Origin of the sequence: Kurthia sp. 11kri321 (assembly GCF_001534765.1) — a bacterium.
Lineage (GTDB): Bacteria > Bacillota > Bacilli > Bacillales_A > Planococcaceae > Kurthia > Kurthia gibsonii.
Genome location: NZ_CP013217.1, coordinates 1,445,820 through 1,462,213 on the forward strand (window position 1 = coordinate 1,445,820; position 16,394 = coordinate 1,462,213).

At 36.0% G+C, this 16,394-nt stretch carries 19 protein-coding genes; 4 read left to right on the top strand and 15 right to left on the bottom strand.

Annotated elements, in window-relative coordinates:
• Positions 1-13 precede the first annotated feature (13 nt).
• The 3 genes from ASO14_RS07475 to ASO14_RS07485 are packed head-to-tail and all read right to left on the bottom strand — an operon-like array spanning position 14 to position 3,357.
• Complete coding sequence (locus ASO14_RS07475; RefSeq protein ID WP_068453481.1) at positions 14-991, bottom strand: extracellular solute-binding protein; 978 nt, start codon at positions 989-991, stop codon at positions 14-16.
• Entirely contained in the window at positions 930-2,612 is a 1,683-nt protein-coding gene (locus tag ASO14_RS07480) for an ABC transporter permease subunit (protein ID WP_082701419.1), read from the bottom strand. Before ASO14_RS07480 ends, ASO14_RS07475 begins: the two co-directional genes overlap by 62 nt.
• Positions 2,605-3,357 carry an ABC transporter ATP-binding protein gene (locus ASO14_RS07485; protein WP_068453482.1) on the bottom strand — a complete coding sequence of 251 codons (753 nt, stop codon included), beginning with the start codon at positions 3,355-3,357 and terminating at the stop codon, positions 2,605-2,607. Before ASO14_RS07485 ends, ASO14_RS07480 begins: the two co-directional genes overlap by 8 nt.
• Before the next feature lie 152 nt (positions 3,358-3,509).
• Here ASO14_RS07485 and ASO14_RS07490 point away from each other — a divergent pair, with 152 nt between their 5' ends.
• Positions 3,510-4,271, top strand: a complete 762-nt coding sequence (locus ASO14_RS07490; protein WP_082701420.1) for a DeoR/GlpR family DNA-binding transcription regulator — start codon at positions 3,510-3,512, stop codon at positions 4,269-4,271.
• A 54-nt stretch (positions 4,272-4,325) separates the two neighbouring features.
• Here ASO14_RS07490 and ASO14_RS07495 read toward each other — a convergent pair whose 3' ends face one another.
• From ASO14_RS07495 to ASO14_RS07515, 5 genes are all read right to left on the bottom strand, one after another.
• The gene (locus ASO14_RS07495) at positions 4,326-5,570 is read right to left on the bottom strand and encodes a DUF4179 domain-containing protein (protein ID WP_068453484.1); all 1,245 of its coding nucleotides are present in this window, start codon (positions 5,568-5,570) and stop codon (positions 4,326-4,328) included.
• Between the two features lie 3 nt (positions 5,571-5,573).
• Positions 5,574-6,062, bottom strand: coding sequence for a sigma-70 family RNA polymerase sigma factor (locus tag ASO14_RS07500; RefSeq protein WP_068453486.1), 489 nt, complete (start codon positions 6,060-6,062; stop codon positions 5,574-5,576).
• Between the two features lie 207 nt (positions 6,063-6,269).
• Positions 6,270-6,557, bottom strand: coding sequence for a hypothetical protein (locus tag ASO14_RS07505; RefSeq protein WP_068453488.1), 288 nt, complete (start codon positions 6,555-6,557; stop codon positions 6,270-6,272).
• 118 nt (positions 6,558-6,675) lie between these two features.
• The gene (locus ASO14_RS07510) at positions 6,676-7,158 is read right to left on the bottom strand and encodes a hypothetical protein (protein ID WP_068453490.1); all 483 of its coding nucleotides are present in this window, start codon (positions 7,156-7,158) and stop codon (positions 6,676-6,678) included.
• Positions 7,159-7,232: 74 nt separating this feature from the next.
• On the bottom strand, positions 7,233-8,222 hold the full coding sequence (locus tag ASO14_RS07515; protein ID WP_068453492.1) for a YhdH/YhfP family quinone oxidoreductase: 990 nt from the start codon (positions 8,220-8,222) through the stop codon (positions 7,233-7,235).
• Positions 8,223-8,345: 123 nt separating this feature from the next.
• Here ASO14_RS07515 and ASO14_RS07520 point away from each other — a divergent pair, with 123 nt between their 5' ends.
• Positions 8,346-8,756 carry a MarR family winged helix-turn-helix transcriptional regulator gene (locus tag ASO14_RS07520; RefSeq protein WP_068453494.1) on the top strand — a complete coding sequence of 137 codons (411 nt, stop codon included), beginning with the start codon at positions 8,346-8,348 and terminating at the stop codon, positions 8,754-8,756.
• A gap of 49 nt (positions 8,757-8,805) precedes the next feature.
• Here the strand turns inward: ASO14_RS07520 and ASO14_RS07525 are convergent, their stop codons facing one another.
• Positions 8,806-9,996 carry a GTP-binding protein gene (locus ASO14_RS07525; protein WP_068453496.1) on the bottom strand — a complete coding sequence of 397 codons (1,191 nt, stop codon included), beginning with the start codon at positions 9,994-9,996 and terminating at the stop codon, positions 8,806-8,808.
• A 181-nt stretch (positions 9,997-10,177) separates the two neighbouring features.
• The gene (locus tag ASO14_RS07530; protein WP_068453498.1) at positions 10,178-10,606 is read right to left on the bottom strand and encodes a MarR family winged helix-turn-helix transcriptional regulator; all 429 of its coding nucleotides are present in this window, start codon (positions 10,604-10,606) and stop codon (positions 10,178-10,180) included.
• A gap of 116 nt (positions 10,607-10,722) precedes the next feature.
• Here ASO14_RS07530 and ASO14_RS07535 point away from each other — a divergent pair, with 116 nt between their 5' ends.
• On the top strand, positions 10,723-11,127 hold the full coding sequence (locus ASO14_RS07535) for an organic hydroperoxide resistance protein (RefSeq protein WP_068453500.1): 405 nt from the start codon (positions 10,723-10,725) through the stop codon (positions 11,125-11,127).
• A 55-nt stretch (positions 11,128-11,182) separates the two neighbouring features.
• On the opposite strand, the gene ASO14_RS07540 is transcribed toward ASO14_RS07535, so the two are convergent.
• From ASO14_RS07540 to ASO14_RS07560, 5 genes are all read right to left on the bottom strand, one after another.
• Positions 11,183-12,175, bottom strand: coding sequence for an EAL domain-containing protein (locus tag ASO14_RS07540; RefSeq protein WP_068453501.1), 993 nt, complete (start codon positions 12,173-12,175; stop codon positions 11,183-11,185).
• 26 nt (positions 12,176-12,201) lie between these two features.
• Positions 12,202-13,485, bottom strand: coding sequence for a sensor domain-containing diguanylate cyclase (locus tag ASO14_RS07545; RefSeq protein WP_068453503.1), 1,284 nt, complete (start codon positions 13,483-13,485; stop codon positions 12,202-12,204).
• A 277-nt stretch (positions 13,486-13,762) separates the two neighbouring features.
• Positions 13,763-14,575, bottom strand: a complete 813-nt coding sequence (locus ASO14_RS07550) for a YitT family protein (RefSeq protein WP_068457380.1) — start codon at positions 14,573-14,575, stop codon at positions 13,763-13,765.
• 136 nt (positions 14,576-14,711) lie between these two features.
• A complete protein-coding gene (locus ASO14_RS07555; protein WP_068453505.1) occupies positions 14,712-15,023 on the bottom strand; it encodes a hypothetical protein in 312 nt (103 codons plus the stop codon).
• A 118-nt stretch (positions 15,024-15,141) separates the two neighbouring features.
• Positions 15,142-15,351 carry a hypothetical protein gene (locus tag ASO14_RS07560; RefSeq protein WP_068453508.1) on the bottom strand — a complete coding sequence of 70 codons (210 nt, stop codon included), beginning with the start codon at positions 15,349-15,351 and terminating at the stop codon, positions 15,142-15,144.
• A gap of 123 nt (positions 15,352-15,474) precedes the next feature.
• Between ASO14_RS07560 and ASO14_RS07565 the strand changes: the two genes are divergently transcribed.
• Entirely contained in the window at positions 15,475-16,269 is a 795-nt protein-coding gene (locus ASO14_RS07565; RefSeq protein WP_068453510.1) for an SMI1/KNR4 family protein, read from the top strand.
• Positions 16,270-16,394: the final 125 nt, after the last annotated feature.

Below are 16,394 nucleotides of genomic sequence, written 5' to 3' on the forward strand. Positions count from 1 at the left end.
TTCGATTCCTCCGTTATTGTGCATTTTTAAAGAATTGTTGATGTTGTTCAAGTAGTTCCACTGTTAATGGTGCATCCCACTGTTTTGCATATTTCGCTTCATGTGTCGCATCCACTGTTTCGCCTTTATATAACGCCACAGGATATAATGTTAAAAGTCCTGCACGTGCATGTTCTGTAATAACATTCGCTACCTTTTCGGCTTTCTTCTCTTTCTCACCACCTTTACGGACAACTGCTACTGATTCTGTTAATGCGTAGTTACCTTCTGTTGGATCAATATATTGAATTGGTTTTCCTTCTGCCTTTGCTTTTACAGCTTGAGCACGTAAACCAAATCCTACAGCCACTTCACCTGTTAACACTTTCTTAATGGGACCTGAGCCTGAACTCTCAAGATGTGGACCTACATTCGTAATTAAATCTTTTAACACTTGTTGTCCTTCTTTTTCACCATATGCACCTAAAATTGCTTGTACAAGTAACCAACCTGTTGAAGAATCCATGATATTTGGAATGGCTACAAGATTTTTATACATCGGTTTTGTTAAGTCTTTAATCGATGTTGGCATTGGTAAGTTTTTCGACTTTAATAATTCTGTATTAACGAAGATTGCGCCCATATTCCCTAAGATTGGATTCGCATATGCTGGTTTTTCAATTAGTGTTTCTTGCTTTGCTTCAATTGGTACGAATAAATCATGCTTTTGTTGTGCTGTATCAATAAAGTACGAAGCCATTGTCACAACATCTGCTTCCATCTTGTTACCTTCTGCAATCATCTTGCCACCAAGTTCCGATGTACCGATGGCTTGAATGATGTATTGTCCTTTTAGACCATTCGTATCCAATGCTTTTTTCATCTCTGCAATTGCTTCTTCATCTGCATTCGAATAGACAATCACTTGATCTGATTGTGCTGCCTTCCCACTACATCCCACCATGAATACTACGAGCATACATACGACTAAAAACCATTTCATCTTTTTCATCATTGCACCTTCTTTTCTTTTTTAAGTACCATTCACACGCAATTTTTACGATAATATTCGTTAAGAAAATAAAAATAGATAATAAGAAAATTTCGTTGAACTGATTAAAATGCTGTAATTCTTTAATTTTTGCAGATACAATGAGTGTTTCTGTAGAGACAAGGAAGATGACACCACTCACCGTTACCATCGCTTGAATAAAGAAGTAACTAAACATTTCAATGATCGTTGATTTCATATTGGGTAAAATAATACGGAATACCGTTTTGAGCCAAGAATCTTGTAAAAGGGACGCAATCACCTCCCAATTGGCATCCATGCGTTGTAGTGCATTTTTCGCCATTAAATAAGGTGTTGTATAAAAATGGACAAAGTTGCAAAGAATGATAATCAAAAATGTCCCTTTTAACGTGCTATCATTAAATAGAAGTAAATAACCTAGACCGAGTACCATGCCAGGTACGGTATTTGTCATCATCGCAAAGAAATCGAATGACTTCCGCCCTTTTAAATCGGTTCTCGCTCGTACTAAGGCTGTCACAAAAGTAAAGATGACACCAATTGCTGCTGTACAGAGTGCGACGAATACTGAGTTACCATATACTTGGATTAATTCACTCATCGATAAAAACTGACGAACGAAATCAAGTGTAAATGTTAGATCAAAAGGATAGGCTTTTGAAAAAGGCACAATAAACATCACGATGAAAATCGCAAGAATGATGATTGAGATGCTTAGTGCCATCATGCCAAATGTTGTATCGCGCATGCGATGCGGTGCAAGTTCCGTTCCAGAAGGATTCGTCTGATGAAAATTCAGTTTATCGACTGCTTGTAATAAGAGCACACCGAACACTGCTGGTAGTAACATAAAGACCGAAACAATCGCACCTTGTTGGAAGTTTGGAATCGCTCCGAGCATCGTTTGATAGAGTGTCGTCGCAATCACTTCATATGAACCGCCAATTGAAGCAGGAATTCCAAAGTCCGTAAAACTTAAAATAAAACTTAAAACGAAAGCACCTGCAATGGAACCCGACATCGGACGCAAAATCGTATGATAGGCTTTTCGCATTGGACGGTCACCCATAAGGTCTGCAACGAGTAAATATTTTCGGTCCACATACTGAAAACCATTTTGCATAATAATAAAGGCGGGTGGTAACGTATATAAGATGCCGCCAAGAAGTAGACCGTTAAATCCATAAATCGTAAACAGTGGCTCACCACCGAATAACTTCGAGAAAATTCCTTGATTACCGAATGCATAGATGAGTACAAAACCATATGTGATTGTTGGTAAAAACATCGGGAAAATCACGCTATACTGAATGAACTGCTTCATGGAACCTTGAATCCGCGTCATCGCTACGGTATAACTAAGAATGAAAGCTAAAATCGTCGTACTCAGCGCAACGAGTGTCGAAACTTTTGTACTGTTCCATAGTGCGGTCATGAGTGCTGTATTTTGCAGTGCTTCTACATAACCCGAAATCGAGAAACCTGCATCTGTTTGCAACGATTGAAAACCGATGAAGCCAACAGGTAGACAGAGAAAGACGAAGAAAAAAGCAATGAGCGGAATCGACGTAACATTCAACCACTTCGTCGTATTAAACATAGGCTTCACCGAATAAGCGATAAATATTTTGGCGTTTTACATGTAGCTGCTTCAAAATGAAGTCTTTCACAAAAGGGTTACTTGGGCGTTGAATAATATCTTCTGGTGTCCCGTACTGTGCAATCTTGCCGTCATTGACAATAATGACTTGGTCCGACATCGTCAGTGCTTCTTCTGGATCATGTGTGACAATGATTGTCGTTAAATTGAATTCTTTTGCGATTTGTTGAATGCGTTCTTTAATCGACTCTTTCATAACACCGTCAAGCGCACTAAGTGGCTCATCCATTAAGAGAATTTTCGGCTGCATGATGAGTGTGCGCGCGATGGACACACGTTGTTTTTGACCACCTGATAATTCATGGACTTTCTTTTTTAAATGTGGTGTTAAGTCTAAAAACTCGATATAGCGTTGAATTTCTTCTTTTGAAATTTTGTCTTTTTTATTTTTCAATCCGTAGACGATATTGTCATAGGCATTCAAATGCGGAAAAAGTGCATAGTCTTGGAATACAATATTAAAGCCGCGTTTTTTCATCGGTGTATGTGTTACATCTTCCCCGTCAAAAAAGATTTGACCTGAAGATACATCTGTTAATCCAAGAATCATATTTAAAATGGTGGTTTTGCCGCTTCCACTAGGTCCTAATAAGGAAACGATCTCCCCTTTTTGAATTGTTACATTAATTTCTTCCAGTACCGTTTGATTTTTATAGCGTTTGCTGACATGTTGTAACTGTAGCAAATCGTCCACCTCCCGTTTCTTACTTTTATTATAGGGAGTAAATGTAAATGAAAAAGAAGATTTTTGTAAATGTTGAGTAAATGTTGAATAACTAATTACAAAGTGTTGACTATATTGTTTATAATAAAGATAGAAATGAGGTGAAGTTGACCATGTTCCCAATGAAAAGACGGGCAACGATTTTAGATATGCTACAACAAGAGAAGATGATGAAGTTACCGATTCTTGCGGAGCGTCTTGGTGTTTCAATGGAGACATTACGTCGAGATATTGCGGTATTAGTAGAAGAAGGTGCTATCGAAAAAGTATATGGTGGGATTAAATTAAAAGAAGAACCACTTGGTGAGTCATTGATTGAGCAGCGCCTCCATCATGCACTACCAGAGAAAAAGCAAATTGCGACCTATTGTCGTAGTCTCATTCAAGAAGGTGATTGCATCTATTTAGATAGTGGTTCGACAACACTACAATTAGCACATCTATTACAAGATGTTCAGCGACTGACGGTTGTCACGAATTCACTGCCGATTGTTATGGCACTCATGCATACAGAAATTGAGGTGCTTTTAATTGGTGGTAAGTTAAGACGATCTGAACAGTCCATTACGACCTATGATTTTCTATTTAACTTTGATCAATTAACGATTCATAAAGCGTTCATCTGTGCGAGTGGCGTCTCACTAGAAAAAGGTGTTTCCGATTATAGTTTAGAAGAAGCGACTACACGTAAAAAGATGATTGAGATTGCGACGCACACGTATTTAATGGTTGATCATTCCAAATTTGAGCGTGATGTATTCGTTCATATCGCACCGCTTAGAGCTTTTGATACGATTATTACAGACGAGCAATTAGAAGACACTACTTATGAAACATATGTAGATGCAGGAGTTTCTTTACATCGTGCAACCTAAACAAAAAGAAGTCATCACAATAAAGCGATGACTTCTTTTATTTGCATAAATGAATTATTCTTTTAGCGGTACTTGTACTTCTCCTTTTAAATAAGCAGGGTACATGACAAAATCTCCTGTTAGTGGTTGCTTATATTTTTTTGGATTCACAGGAATAATATTCACCCCATTTTCTCGGTAAGAAGTATCATCTACTTCTTTTCCATTTGCATCATATAACTGAATTTGCGGTGTATGTTGCTCGTTTTTTGGGATAATGCGTAACTCGTCTTCTTTTAATTCATACGTGACAAGTGTATTATTCGGCTTTTTAATAACTTGTTTTTTCTTTAAATTCACGATGAGTTTTTCTTCGCCCTTTTCAAGTGCTTGAATAGATGAAAGGACCAGTCGCGGTTCTTTCAACGATTTGAAGTAATCGCCTTGTAAATAGTACGTGCTGCCTTCTTTATCTTGTAAACTGCCCGTCGAACGCAATCCTTTATGTAATGTTGCGACTTTTTTCTTCCCGTCATATAGCATCATTTCTTCAATCATTAGAATGTTTTTCGTATTGGAAGCAGCTGCTCTTATAGTTACGAGTGTTGTGAGTGGATAACGACTCACTTGAAGCAACTCCATCTTCTGTCCATCCAGTTCAATCATTTGTTGTTTTGCGAGTATTTTCGGCTCCAATAGCTTTTTTGTTAGATGAATAGGGAAACGGAACTTTTCGTCTTTTCCGTCAATCTCCACTGTTAAATCAAGTGTAAAATCTCGTTTCAATTCTGCACCGTATAGTTGAATGACACCATCTAACCTTTTGACAGGAGATGGTTTTTCTACTGTTGGTGACATAGAAGATTCACTTGTATATTCTTCTTCGTCAATTGCAGTATCGACCCACTGATTAATGAGATGTTTGTTAGGGTTTGTCAGTCGATAGCTAATGACCATTTTCGCACCATCAAAACTAATTTGCTGAATCGTCATCTTTACATCTTTTTTAGTGATGGTATAATCAATCTTTTCGACATATTCATGTTCGAGTGCTGTGCGCAAGCTTTCATCGTGTTTAATCAATTCAACAAAACCTGCGAATACAGGGATTTTCGATAGTGCATCTGCCACACTGGGATTAAAACGAATGAGGGCTAGAAAAAGGAGGACTACAACGGCTACGCCGCCACTCCACTTCATTCGCTTTCTTCGTTTTTGCTGTTTTTGATATTGTTTTTTTCCTTGTTCAATCTGTTTATTCACTTGGTCCTTTGGGACAGCAATCTCATCTAATTTTTTAAAGACATATCGTTTTTTCAATTTCTAGACACCTCCTAATCGCTTGCGCATCTTTTTTAAAATTGTATGTAACCTCGATTTAACTGTACCTTCTGGTAATTGCAGTTGTTCTGCAATTTGTTTGTTTTGATAGTCCTCGAAATATTTTAAATAAATCAGTTCACGCTGCTCCACTTCTAATTCATCTAATGCACGATATAAATCAATATGCACTTCTTCCTCATAGCCTTTTTCTTGTAAAACAGGCAATGTTCTCTGTTTTTTTCTGTTTAAATCAGCACACACATTGAGCAAGATTCGAATAAGCCACGTTTTAAAATAGGTCGGTTCTTTCAATGTATGTATGCGGGTTAAACAACGAATCGTCACTTCTTGTATGGCATCGAGTGTATCGGGTTCATTTCGTAAATAACTATAGGCAATACGATAAAGTACATCCTGATGATGTTGTAATAATAAAACACAAGCATCTTGATTTCCTTTGATTGCTTGTTGAATGAGTTTAACGTCCATTTCACCCCTCCTTTTCTATTAGACTGTTCATGTTCGTATTTCGTTCAACTTTTTTTCCTTTTATTAAAAGGGACTATTCAGGGTATAGGGAATTAGATGTTACTACGATTGAATTTTCAGATATTTAAAAGGAGGTTTTGCTGTGACATCTCTACATGACCACACATAAAAAACCCGTAACGCCCATCATGCGCTACGGATTTTTTATTATTTTGATACTGTATTTTTCTCTGCAGCTTCAACTATTGCTTCTTTCATATACTTTAGTCCGAACAGTGCACCTAAAAACAGTACGACACTTGCATAGAATGTCCATGGACCAAATGTATGCGTATAAAATGAAATTAAAATGACAATCCCGATTAAATAACTAAAAATCGGTGTAATCATCGATTTTAATCCACTTAACCCCTTTTGTTTACGCTTCGCAATTAATGCCAGTAAAGATAATACCAATACCACAATCATCACTAAATACATGGAATCATTACTCATATAGAAAACCCCTTTTCCACATCCCTCTTGGAAAAGTATAACATATCAAAACGTATTTTTACATAAAATACATTATTTTTTCTCTATATCACTTCTTTTTGCTCTTTCAAACCTTTTTTTAATATGGTTTTTGTAGTGCTAGTGATTTGATAGCATGTAAGAAAGAGACATTATGATAACTAATACGTTCGATTTCTCTCGCATCAAACGTTGATAGTAATTGACGACTTAATTGTTGTACTTCCATACTATAGTCTGCTGTTCCTAACATTAAAAAAGGAATGGTCCAATCATATAGTGCATCCATTTTGTGTAACTGTCTTAATGCATCGACGCGTACTTTCCATTGAAAATGACGACTAAATAGACAATAGTATTGCTGCTTTTCAATATGCCCACACATCTCAATATGCTTTTGTGTTAGGCGTTCGTTATATATAATTTCTGGTACGTGAATCGTTGCGTAGCCAAGCGATACTTCATGCCAAATCGCAGCTTCAACCGATGCATTCATTTTCAATAAGAGCTGTTCTGCTTGACGCTGAACAACGGGCGGGAAAAATGTGACGTGATCTAATGTAATGGATTGTAGATTATTCACACAAGTAGCCTCCTTCTTTTCTAAACTAAGTATAGAAAAGAAGCTTTAAGCTACTATGAATGCTTTGTAAATTTTTACATACGAATAATTGTACGTCCTAGATGGCGTCCTTCTTGCAGAGCTTGTAAAGTTTCTTTTGCTTCATGTAGTGTAATTTCCTCTACGTGTGCTTGTGACATAATTGCCCATTCATTTGAAAAACGATGCCAAATTGGTAAACGCGCATCATGTGGCATTTGTACAGAATCAATGCCAAGTAAACGAACACCGCGTAAGATGAATGGTAGGACAGTTGTTGTCAGTCCGATACCACCTGCATTCCCACACATCGTCATACTACCACCGTAGCGTAGTTTTGCAATACACTGTGCGGCAATTTCACCACCTACTGTATCAATGACATAATCATACGTCTCTTTTTCAAGTACTTTTCCTTTTGTTGCCTCAAATTCTTCTAGTGTCACGACCTGATCTGCACCAAGTGACGTCACAACATCGCGTTGATAGTCTTTACGAATAAGTGCAGAGACATTTTCATAACCTGTTGCTTTTAATAATTGAATGGCAATACTCCCCACGCCACCTGAAGCACCTGTTACGAGAATGGATGGCTGATTTTTTGCCTTCATTCCGTCTTTTTCAAGTGCATCTACTGAGAGTCCAGCTGTAAAACCAGCTGTACCAATTACCATTGCATCACGTAAAGATACATTTTGTGGTAATGGTACAATCCATTCAGCTGGTACTTGTGCGTATTCAGCAAAGCCACCTGTATGTGACATACCCATTGTGTAACCTGTTACGAGAACTTCTTGTCCTACTTGAAGATGTGGTACGGTTGTTTCAACAATAATCCCGCTCAAATCAATCCCTGGAATCATCGGATAATTTCGAATGACCCCACCTCTTGTTTTTACAGCTAAACTATCTTTATAATTAATGGATGAGTACGCAACTTGAATTAGTACTTCACCGTCTGATAACATGTCTTTTGTAACGTGTTCAATAGCATAGTTCACTTCACCGTCTACTTCACGTACAACCATCGCTTGAAATTGTTCCATCTTCACACACACCTTCCTGGATTTAAATAGTTCTAATATAGAAATATTTTGTAATAGAAAGGTAACATATTTTAATTATTTGTTCAATAATTTTGAATACATAGAAGAAATGAGGTTTTCCAATTGGAATTACATCAATGTTTAAATTTTTTATTAAGTGTCTCACAACATCAAGTCCATCAACACCTAGCAGACGAATTAACACCTTATGAATTAACACCGACACAGTATGGTATTTTAAATACGTTATGGACACATGGTGAGCTAACACCAAAAGAAATTGGAAGTTTTCTTCATTTAAAAGCTTCCTCTATCTCAACAGTTTTAGATAAAATGCAAAAGCAACAGTTAATTGAAAGACAGGTTGACCCTAGTAACCGTCGAACGATTTTAGTGACAGCTACAGAGAAAGCAAAAGCATTACAACCGGATGTAGAACAAGTTATTCAGAAGATGAATCACCACTTCCTTAATAAATTAGAAGCAGATGAAGCAGAAAAGCTGATTGCGACATTACAAAAATTGATTCAATAAATAGAAATAGAAACCACGTTGCTGTGTGGTTTCTATTTTTTATGACCAATTAGACTTCTAACTGTAGCCAGCCTTCTGGTTGTTCGATTCTCTCCCAGTCACTTGTCATTTCGTCTTCAGTTAATAAGCATGTATCCAGCGCTTGTATAATCTCCTCTTTTTCTAATTGGATACCGATGAGTACGAGTTGTGTTTGGCGATCTCCATATTGGTCATCCCATTCTTCACGCAGCTCAGGTTCTTCTTGTAAATAAGCTTCTTGTTCTTCCTTAGATAAAGAACCAATCCAATAACTAAGTGGCGATAGTTGAACAGATGCACCTGCTTGTGAAAATAGTAAGGCGATATGGTTCGGTTTAGCACACCATACAAAACCTTTGGCACGTACAATAGATAACGGCATATCTTCTACAAATTGCTGGAAACGAACAGGGTGAAACGGTCTTTTACGTCGATAGACGAAGGAGCCTATACCGTATTCCTCTGTTTCAGGTGTATGATGTGGCGTATTCAACTCCTGTAGCCAACCTGCCGAAGCCGCTGCTTTTTCAAAGTCAAATCGTTCTGTATGCAAAATATCAGCTGGTGCAACGCGCCCATATGAACTATGAATGATTTTAGCTTCGGGTTGAATGACACGTAATACACGCTCTAGTTGTTCTAATTGCTCAGCTGTAATTAAGTCCGTTTTGTTTAAAATGAGCACATCACAAAACTCAATTTGATCAATCAGTAAGTCAGCTACATCGCGGTCATCTTGCTCATCATTTCCTTCATGACGTTCACGTAATGTTTCACCTGATTGAAAATCGGTCCAAAAACGATAGACATCGACAACAGTCACCATCGTATCTAATGTACAATATTTGGCTAAATCAATCCCCAATTCCTCATCAATATATGTAAAAGTTTGTGCTACAGGTATTGGCTCGCTAATTCCTGTTGATTCAATCAATATATAATCAATATTGCCTTTTTGAACAAGTCGCTCTACCTCAATTAACAAGTCCTCTCTTAATGTGCAGCAAATACAACCATTCGATAACTCAACAAACTTTTCATCTGTTCGAGATAAACCACTCTCATGCGATACAAGTGATGCATCGATATTAATCTCACTCATATCATTCACAATGACTGCAATACGCATACCTTGTTCATTTTGTAATACATGATTTAATAATGTTGTTTTGCCAGCCCCTAAATAGCCACTTAATACTGTAACGGGAATCTTTTTCATCTTAATAGCTCCTTTTCTTAAAACGTAATGATTACGCTTTATAAAACCGTAAAATTTTTTCATCACAAATAGTAATGATTACGATTTAAAATATTACACTGCTTCTTTTTACATGTCAAACCATTTTTTAATACTTTCATAAAAAAGAGATATCTCACCGTAATGAAATACCTCTTTTCCTCTATTTCGGACGTTGTTCAAGCGCATGTACAAATTGTTGTAAGATTGTATGAAGTGATTGAGCTTGTGTCACATCCATACCAGAAGCAGCAAATACATCTTCAGATACGCATTGTAGTTGCTCTCTTAATTGAAGTCCTGCAGCAGTAAGTGTCACGCATAGTACACGCTCGTCTTCTTGTGAGCGCTCACGACTCACATATCCTTGTGCTTCTAATTTTTTCATTAGTGGCGTTAATGTGCCTGAATCTAAAAATAACTTTTTTCCTAAATCTTTGATTGAGATGGACTCATCTAGGGGTATAGCAAGTAATGTGATGTAACCTGTATAGGTTAGGTCGTATGCTTTTAATCGTGATGTATATTCTTTAATGACTTCTTTTGAAGAAACATAGAGTAGAAAACACAATTGATCATCTAATGTCGTCATGGTCAATCCTCCGTTCATATCTTCTCTATTTTAAAAAGAATCATTATACTTGTCAAACGCAATTTAATTGTGTACAATTAAATTGTTCAAAACTTAATTGAAAGGTGTGTTTTATAATGAAAGAAATTTACACAACAAAAATGGTGAATACAGGCGGACGTAATGGAGAATCTGTAGCAGATGACCGTTCATTCCAAGTGAAAATCGCGCCTCCAGGTTCTAATGTAGCAGACGCAACAAATCCAGAGCAGTTATTTGCGGCAGGCTATAGCGCTTGCTTCAATAGCGCACTTGACTTAGTGAAGCGTCAAAAAGGCATTAAAGGTAAATCAACGATTAGCGTAACGGTTCGTCTATTTGAAAAAGCAGCTGCTGATTTTATTTTAGCAGTGGAGATTGTTGGTCATATTGATGACGTATCACGTGAGGAAGCACTTGAACTACTGCATATGACACATCAAGTATGCCCTTACTCAAAAGCAACAGCTGGCAATATTGATGTTGAAATTAAAGCAGTATAAAAATACTAAACAAAAGGCTTCGACATCATTTATCATGTCGAAGCCTTTTGGCTGTTTAACTTACTTTTCGTAATGGTTCTACGCTAGGTTTTCCAAATAGGTAGCCTTGAAACAATTCATAACCACATGCTTTTAACCATTCAAAATCTTCTTCACTCTCTATTCCTTCAGCGAGTGGGGTAGCACCAATCTCCATGGCTTTTTCTAAAAAGGCACGCGCGATTTGTTGTTTCTCTTCATTTTCGCTAACGCCTTGTACATATTTAATGTCTAGTTTCATATAATGTGGTTGAATTTGATCAAGCATCTCCATCGTACTAAATCCTTCCCCTACATCATCTAGTGCGTATTTAAAACCACGCTCATTATAATAATTTAAAATATTCTTCAAATGTTCCACATCGTCCACTTGCTCCGTTTCAACTACTTCAAAAACGAATTGACTTGGATTAATGTTTAGTTGATTTGCTCGATGAATCGTTGATTTTAAACAAAATTCAGGTGAATAAATAGATGTTGGAATAAAGTTGATAAACGTTTTCTTTTGAAGAATTGCTGAATAACTAACTGCTGTCATACGACATAGACGATCTAATGCATAAAGACGACCTCGTGCACGTGCAGCTGAAAAGATTTCATTCGGATAAATCATCGAGCCATCTTCACGTGTAAAACGTGATAACACCTCATATGCATAAATTTCTTTATCGCGCGTAACAATCGGTTGGGAATAACTGATTATACGTTTTTCACGAATGACCTCATCCAACCATTTTGTTTCTAAAATACTTTCTAACTCCGTCATCGATTTCCAATCTTGATTTTCTACTCGGAATTGCATCTCTGCTAAATCCATATGTCCTGTACTAAAGTCTAAAAACTCTTTTGCTCCTTGCTCATTCATATAGAGACTATTTTTTTCTACTGTTAGTTCTAATTGACGACGTTTAAAAAACTGTTGAATGGATGGTATGACTGTTTGGTTTTCTTTACTCATCAATTGAATTTCAAATTCTAACGCTAAAACTAAACAACTTCTGCAAGGCATATCATATTCCCCTTTTTCCTTTTATTTTACGAATAAATTCTTGTTTGATTACGACCGTTTTCCTTTGCTTTATATAACGCACGATCCGCTCGTTCAAGTAATGCCCCAATCGTTAGTTGTTGTTCGTGTTGCATGAGTGTATAAATACCTAAACTAACTGTGATATAGGGTGATACTTGTGATAAGGTATGTGGAATATTTAGACTTTCAACTGTTTGGCGAATGCGATTAGCAATCACTGCTGCTTCTTGCTCTGTTGTATTTGGTAATAACACACAAAATTCCTCACCGCCAACTCGAAAAATAAAATCTTGATGACCTAAATCATTTTTGATACTCATTGCTACACGTCTTAAACAGCGATCACCTGCAACATGCCCATATGTATCATTAAACTGTTTAAAATAGTCGATATCTAGCATAAGAAGTGAAAATGATTGGTGATGTAACTGAAATTCTTGTATATGTTTTTCAACAATTAAATTAAGCAAGCGACGATTATAGACACCTGTTAATTCATCCGTATATATTTTTTGTTTAAGTGCTTTTGTTTCAGCTTGGAGTTCCAACATCTTATTTTTTTGTTCTGTAATATCACGTGAAATAAAGATAAATTCATCTCGTTGATATTCTGTTGTGAATAGACACTTTAACTTTGTTTCAAACCAAACATATGAACCATCCTTACGATAAATACGGTATGTGATTGTTTGGATCTCAGTTTGAAACTGTGCTACTTTTAAAAACCCTTGTAATTCTGCTTGGTCTTCTGGATGCAAAAAAATATAAATTGAATGATCTAGTAGTTCTTCTATTTCATACCCCAATATATTCTTACAGATTGGTGATGCAAATGTAAAACACCCATCACGTGTATGTAGCGAAATAAAATCAGTTGAATGTTCTGTTATGAGTCGATAATGTTCTTCTTTACGTGTAAGTGATAATTCCGCTAATTTACGATCCGTTATATTAATATGCGAGATTACCGCACCACATAATTCTCCTCCCTCTACTACGAGTGGTGTTACTCTTAATAAAAACCACCTCAAATGTTTCTGACTATGACATGGATACTCAAACGTATAAATAGAACATTTACCTTCGAGTACGCTCACAATACCTGCTTTTACGTTCTCTTGACACACGTGTAAATAATTCAGTCCTATATAATTACTGCATACATCTTGAAAGTTCTCATCTGAAAAACGAATCCATGCTTTATTCACAAAAAGTATAGTTCCTTGATGATCAATAAGTGCTACTTGATCCGTTAGTGAATCTAAAATAGCTTGACTCATATCTACCATGATATACTTCCTTCCGATTGAATTCTAAGCCTCTCTAATTATCTAGTAGAAAAACAATACAACGAAAATCTTTTTTTGTATTTCTTTCTTCATTTTACAATTTTTTCGATAAAAATGAAAAGTAGAACGATTCGACTACATTCGGAATATTCTTATTGTACTGAAAGTCATAAGAAATAAATAGAAAACAATTTTTACTATAGAATTCGTTGTAGTTGCATTACATAATTTGAGAAAAAGAAAAAAACCGCGCAATTGCACGATTTTTTCTTTGAAGTTAAGAACCTTTATGGAACATCCCGACAACTTCTGTTGTTTCTGTAATATTTACAAATGCATGTTGATCCGTTTGTTGGATTAAATCTTTTAACTCGGCTAATTGATATTTTGTAATAACCGTCATTAAAACTTTACGGTGTTCGCCCGAATATGCGCCTACACCATCTGAAATAGTTACGCCGCGATATAAGTTTTGAAGCAACATTTGCTTCATCTCTTCGCCTTTTGCTGTAATAATCGTTAATGTTAATTTTACATGGTTCGTATGAATTGTGTCGATGACTTTACCTGTTGCATAAATCGTTACTAATGTCATTAAGGCTGCGTCCCAGCCGAAAATAAAGCCTGAAGCAATGACAATCACAGCATTCATAGCCGATAGTAAAGCGCCGATTGGAAAATCTGTCTTTTTCGCAAGCAACATCGCTAAAATATCGAAACCACCAGATGAACCTGATGCGCGGAACACAATGCCGATTCCGACACCTGTTATAATCCCGCCGAATAAAGCAGCGAGTAATGGTTCATGTGTTAATTCCATTTGTGGAATAATATATAGACTAGCGGATACAACGACCACCGAAAGAATCGTATAACCAATAAATCGTTTACCTAATTTCCATACACCAAGTACGAGTAATGGTAAATTTAAAATTAAGTTCAATACCCCTGTATCAATTGGATATAATAATCCAAGCATAATGGCGATACCACTTAGACCACTACTTAAAATATGATGTGGAATAAGTAGCCAGTTGTACGCAAAACCGACAAGTGATGAACCAATGATAATCATACATATGTTTTTCATATTTTTCATGTTTCTTTTCCCCTTACATCCCTTTATGTTGATTCCCTTTCCATCTATTATAAACAACAAAACTCGTTTTATTATTTAATAGTTTTTTCTGAAAATCACATAAATTAAGTCTTGGTAAGGGTCTAAATTAATCCATGTATTTATAAGATTGCTTAAATTCTAATGTATAGCGGCCATTCGCTGCTTGATTCAACTCTTTTGTCAATTCTTGTCCTCTCTGATGATACTGTTTTTCGAGATGTTCTCCTCCATGTATCATGGTTCCTGTTTTAGAATCAAGCCAATTTTCATGATCTCTTTTCCAAAAGAGCCATTTTTGTTGTAATTCAGGTGTAAGTTGCAATGTTTCAATTGGCATACTTTCATTACACTTTGCGCATAGTAAAAATGCTGGTTTTCCATTTGGCTGTATATAAAATGATGTCGTATTGTGACACATAAAACATCCATCCTTTCCTTTTATGTACTCGTTTTTTTATCTCCTTTTTATAAAAAAAGCACGAACCTTTAAAAGATTCATGCCCGATTGACATTCGTAGTCTATGTATAAGCGAATGTTATTGATTTTTATTTGTACGCTTCATCACGACTAAGATTACAATTGCTAATACAATAAGTCCCATAGCAGCTACTGAAAAAAGCCATATATCTTGTTGCTTGATTTGAAGTAAATTCAAAAAAGATGAAGTTGTTTCTTCATTATCTGTAAGTGATGCAACATGGTCTACAGATGAACCGACAATTGTATTGATTTTTAAAAAGCTCATGAACAACCTCCTTACTCTATTGTATTAACATTTACAACGCAAATCAAACATAAATTTTACATTTTTTTCATATTAACTTCAAAATCATTCGATACAATCAAAATATAAAAAGGAGGCTAGATTATGTATGCCTATATTTTTGATGAAGAACAAACTTTTGAATCTGTAACTTCTCAAACGATTGAATTTATTGAATCGTTTTTCTCAATTGAATTACCAAATAGTTATAAAAAACTGATGATGATGCACAACGGGGGCTCATTAGCCTATTCTACCTTTTCTTCTCGTAAATTACGTGAAGATTCGATTGAGATCGATGTATTTCTGCCTCTTTCTATACACGAAGGAGTTATTGAATCAAAACAGATTACCACACAGCTAGACATCGATGAACGCTATATCGTATTTGCATGTAGTCATCATATTTTTATTGCTTTTGATTATACAGTGCATAGAAAAGGTAACCCACCTATTGTTTTCATTCACCGTCATACGAAAGAAGTCATAAAAGTCGCACGCCACTTTAGATCATTTATAAAGAAGTTAGATACAGCGTACATGGAAGAGATAAATGATTTCATTTATACATCTCGTCAATTTGAACGCTATGTAAAAAAAGGAAAATCAACAACACATATTGCCGCTTGTTTCGAACAATTCTCCTATGAAGCAAATGACTTTGAATGGTATAGTCAATTGGCTATTTATACATTAAAGAGAAAGCAAGATACACAGCTTGCATGGTATATTGGTGCTGGCCTTCTTCAACAAATAAAACTTCATCCACATGAGCGCTGGCCTTTAACTTCACTTCAAGAAGCAATCAACTTGTTACAGGCCTTCCATGATCCCTATGCAAGAAAGCTTGGAAAGCAGTTACAAGCTAAACTGATGAAACCTGAGATGCTAGTATTTTAAATATATAAAATCCTGTATGATTCGAGAATTATACAGGATTATTTATTCTTTAAATGTGCATTTATTTTTATAAACGGTTTTTATTATTTTATATATAGACTAGAGAGGTATATTTATAATTAATT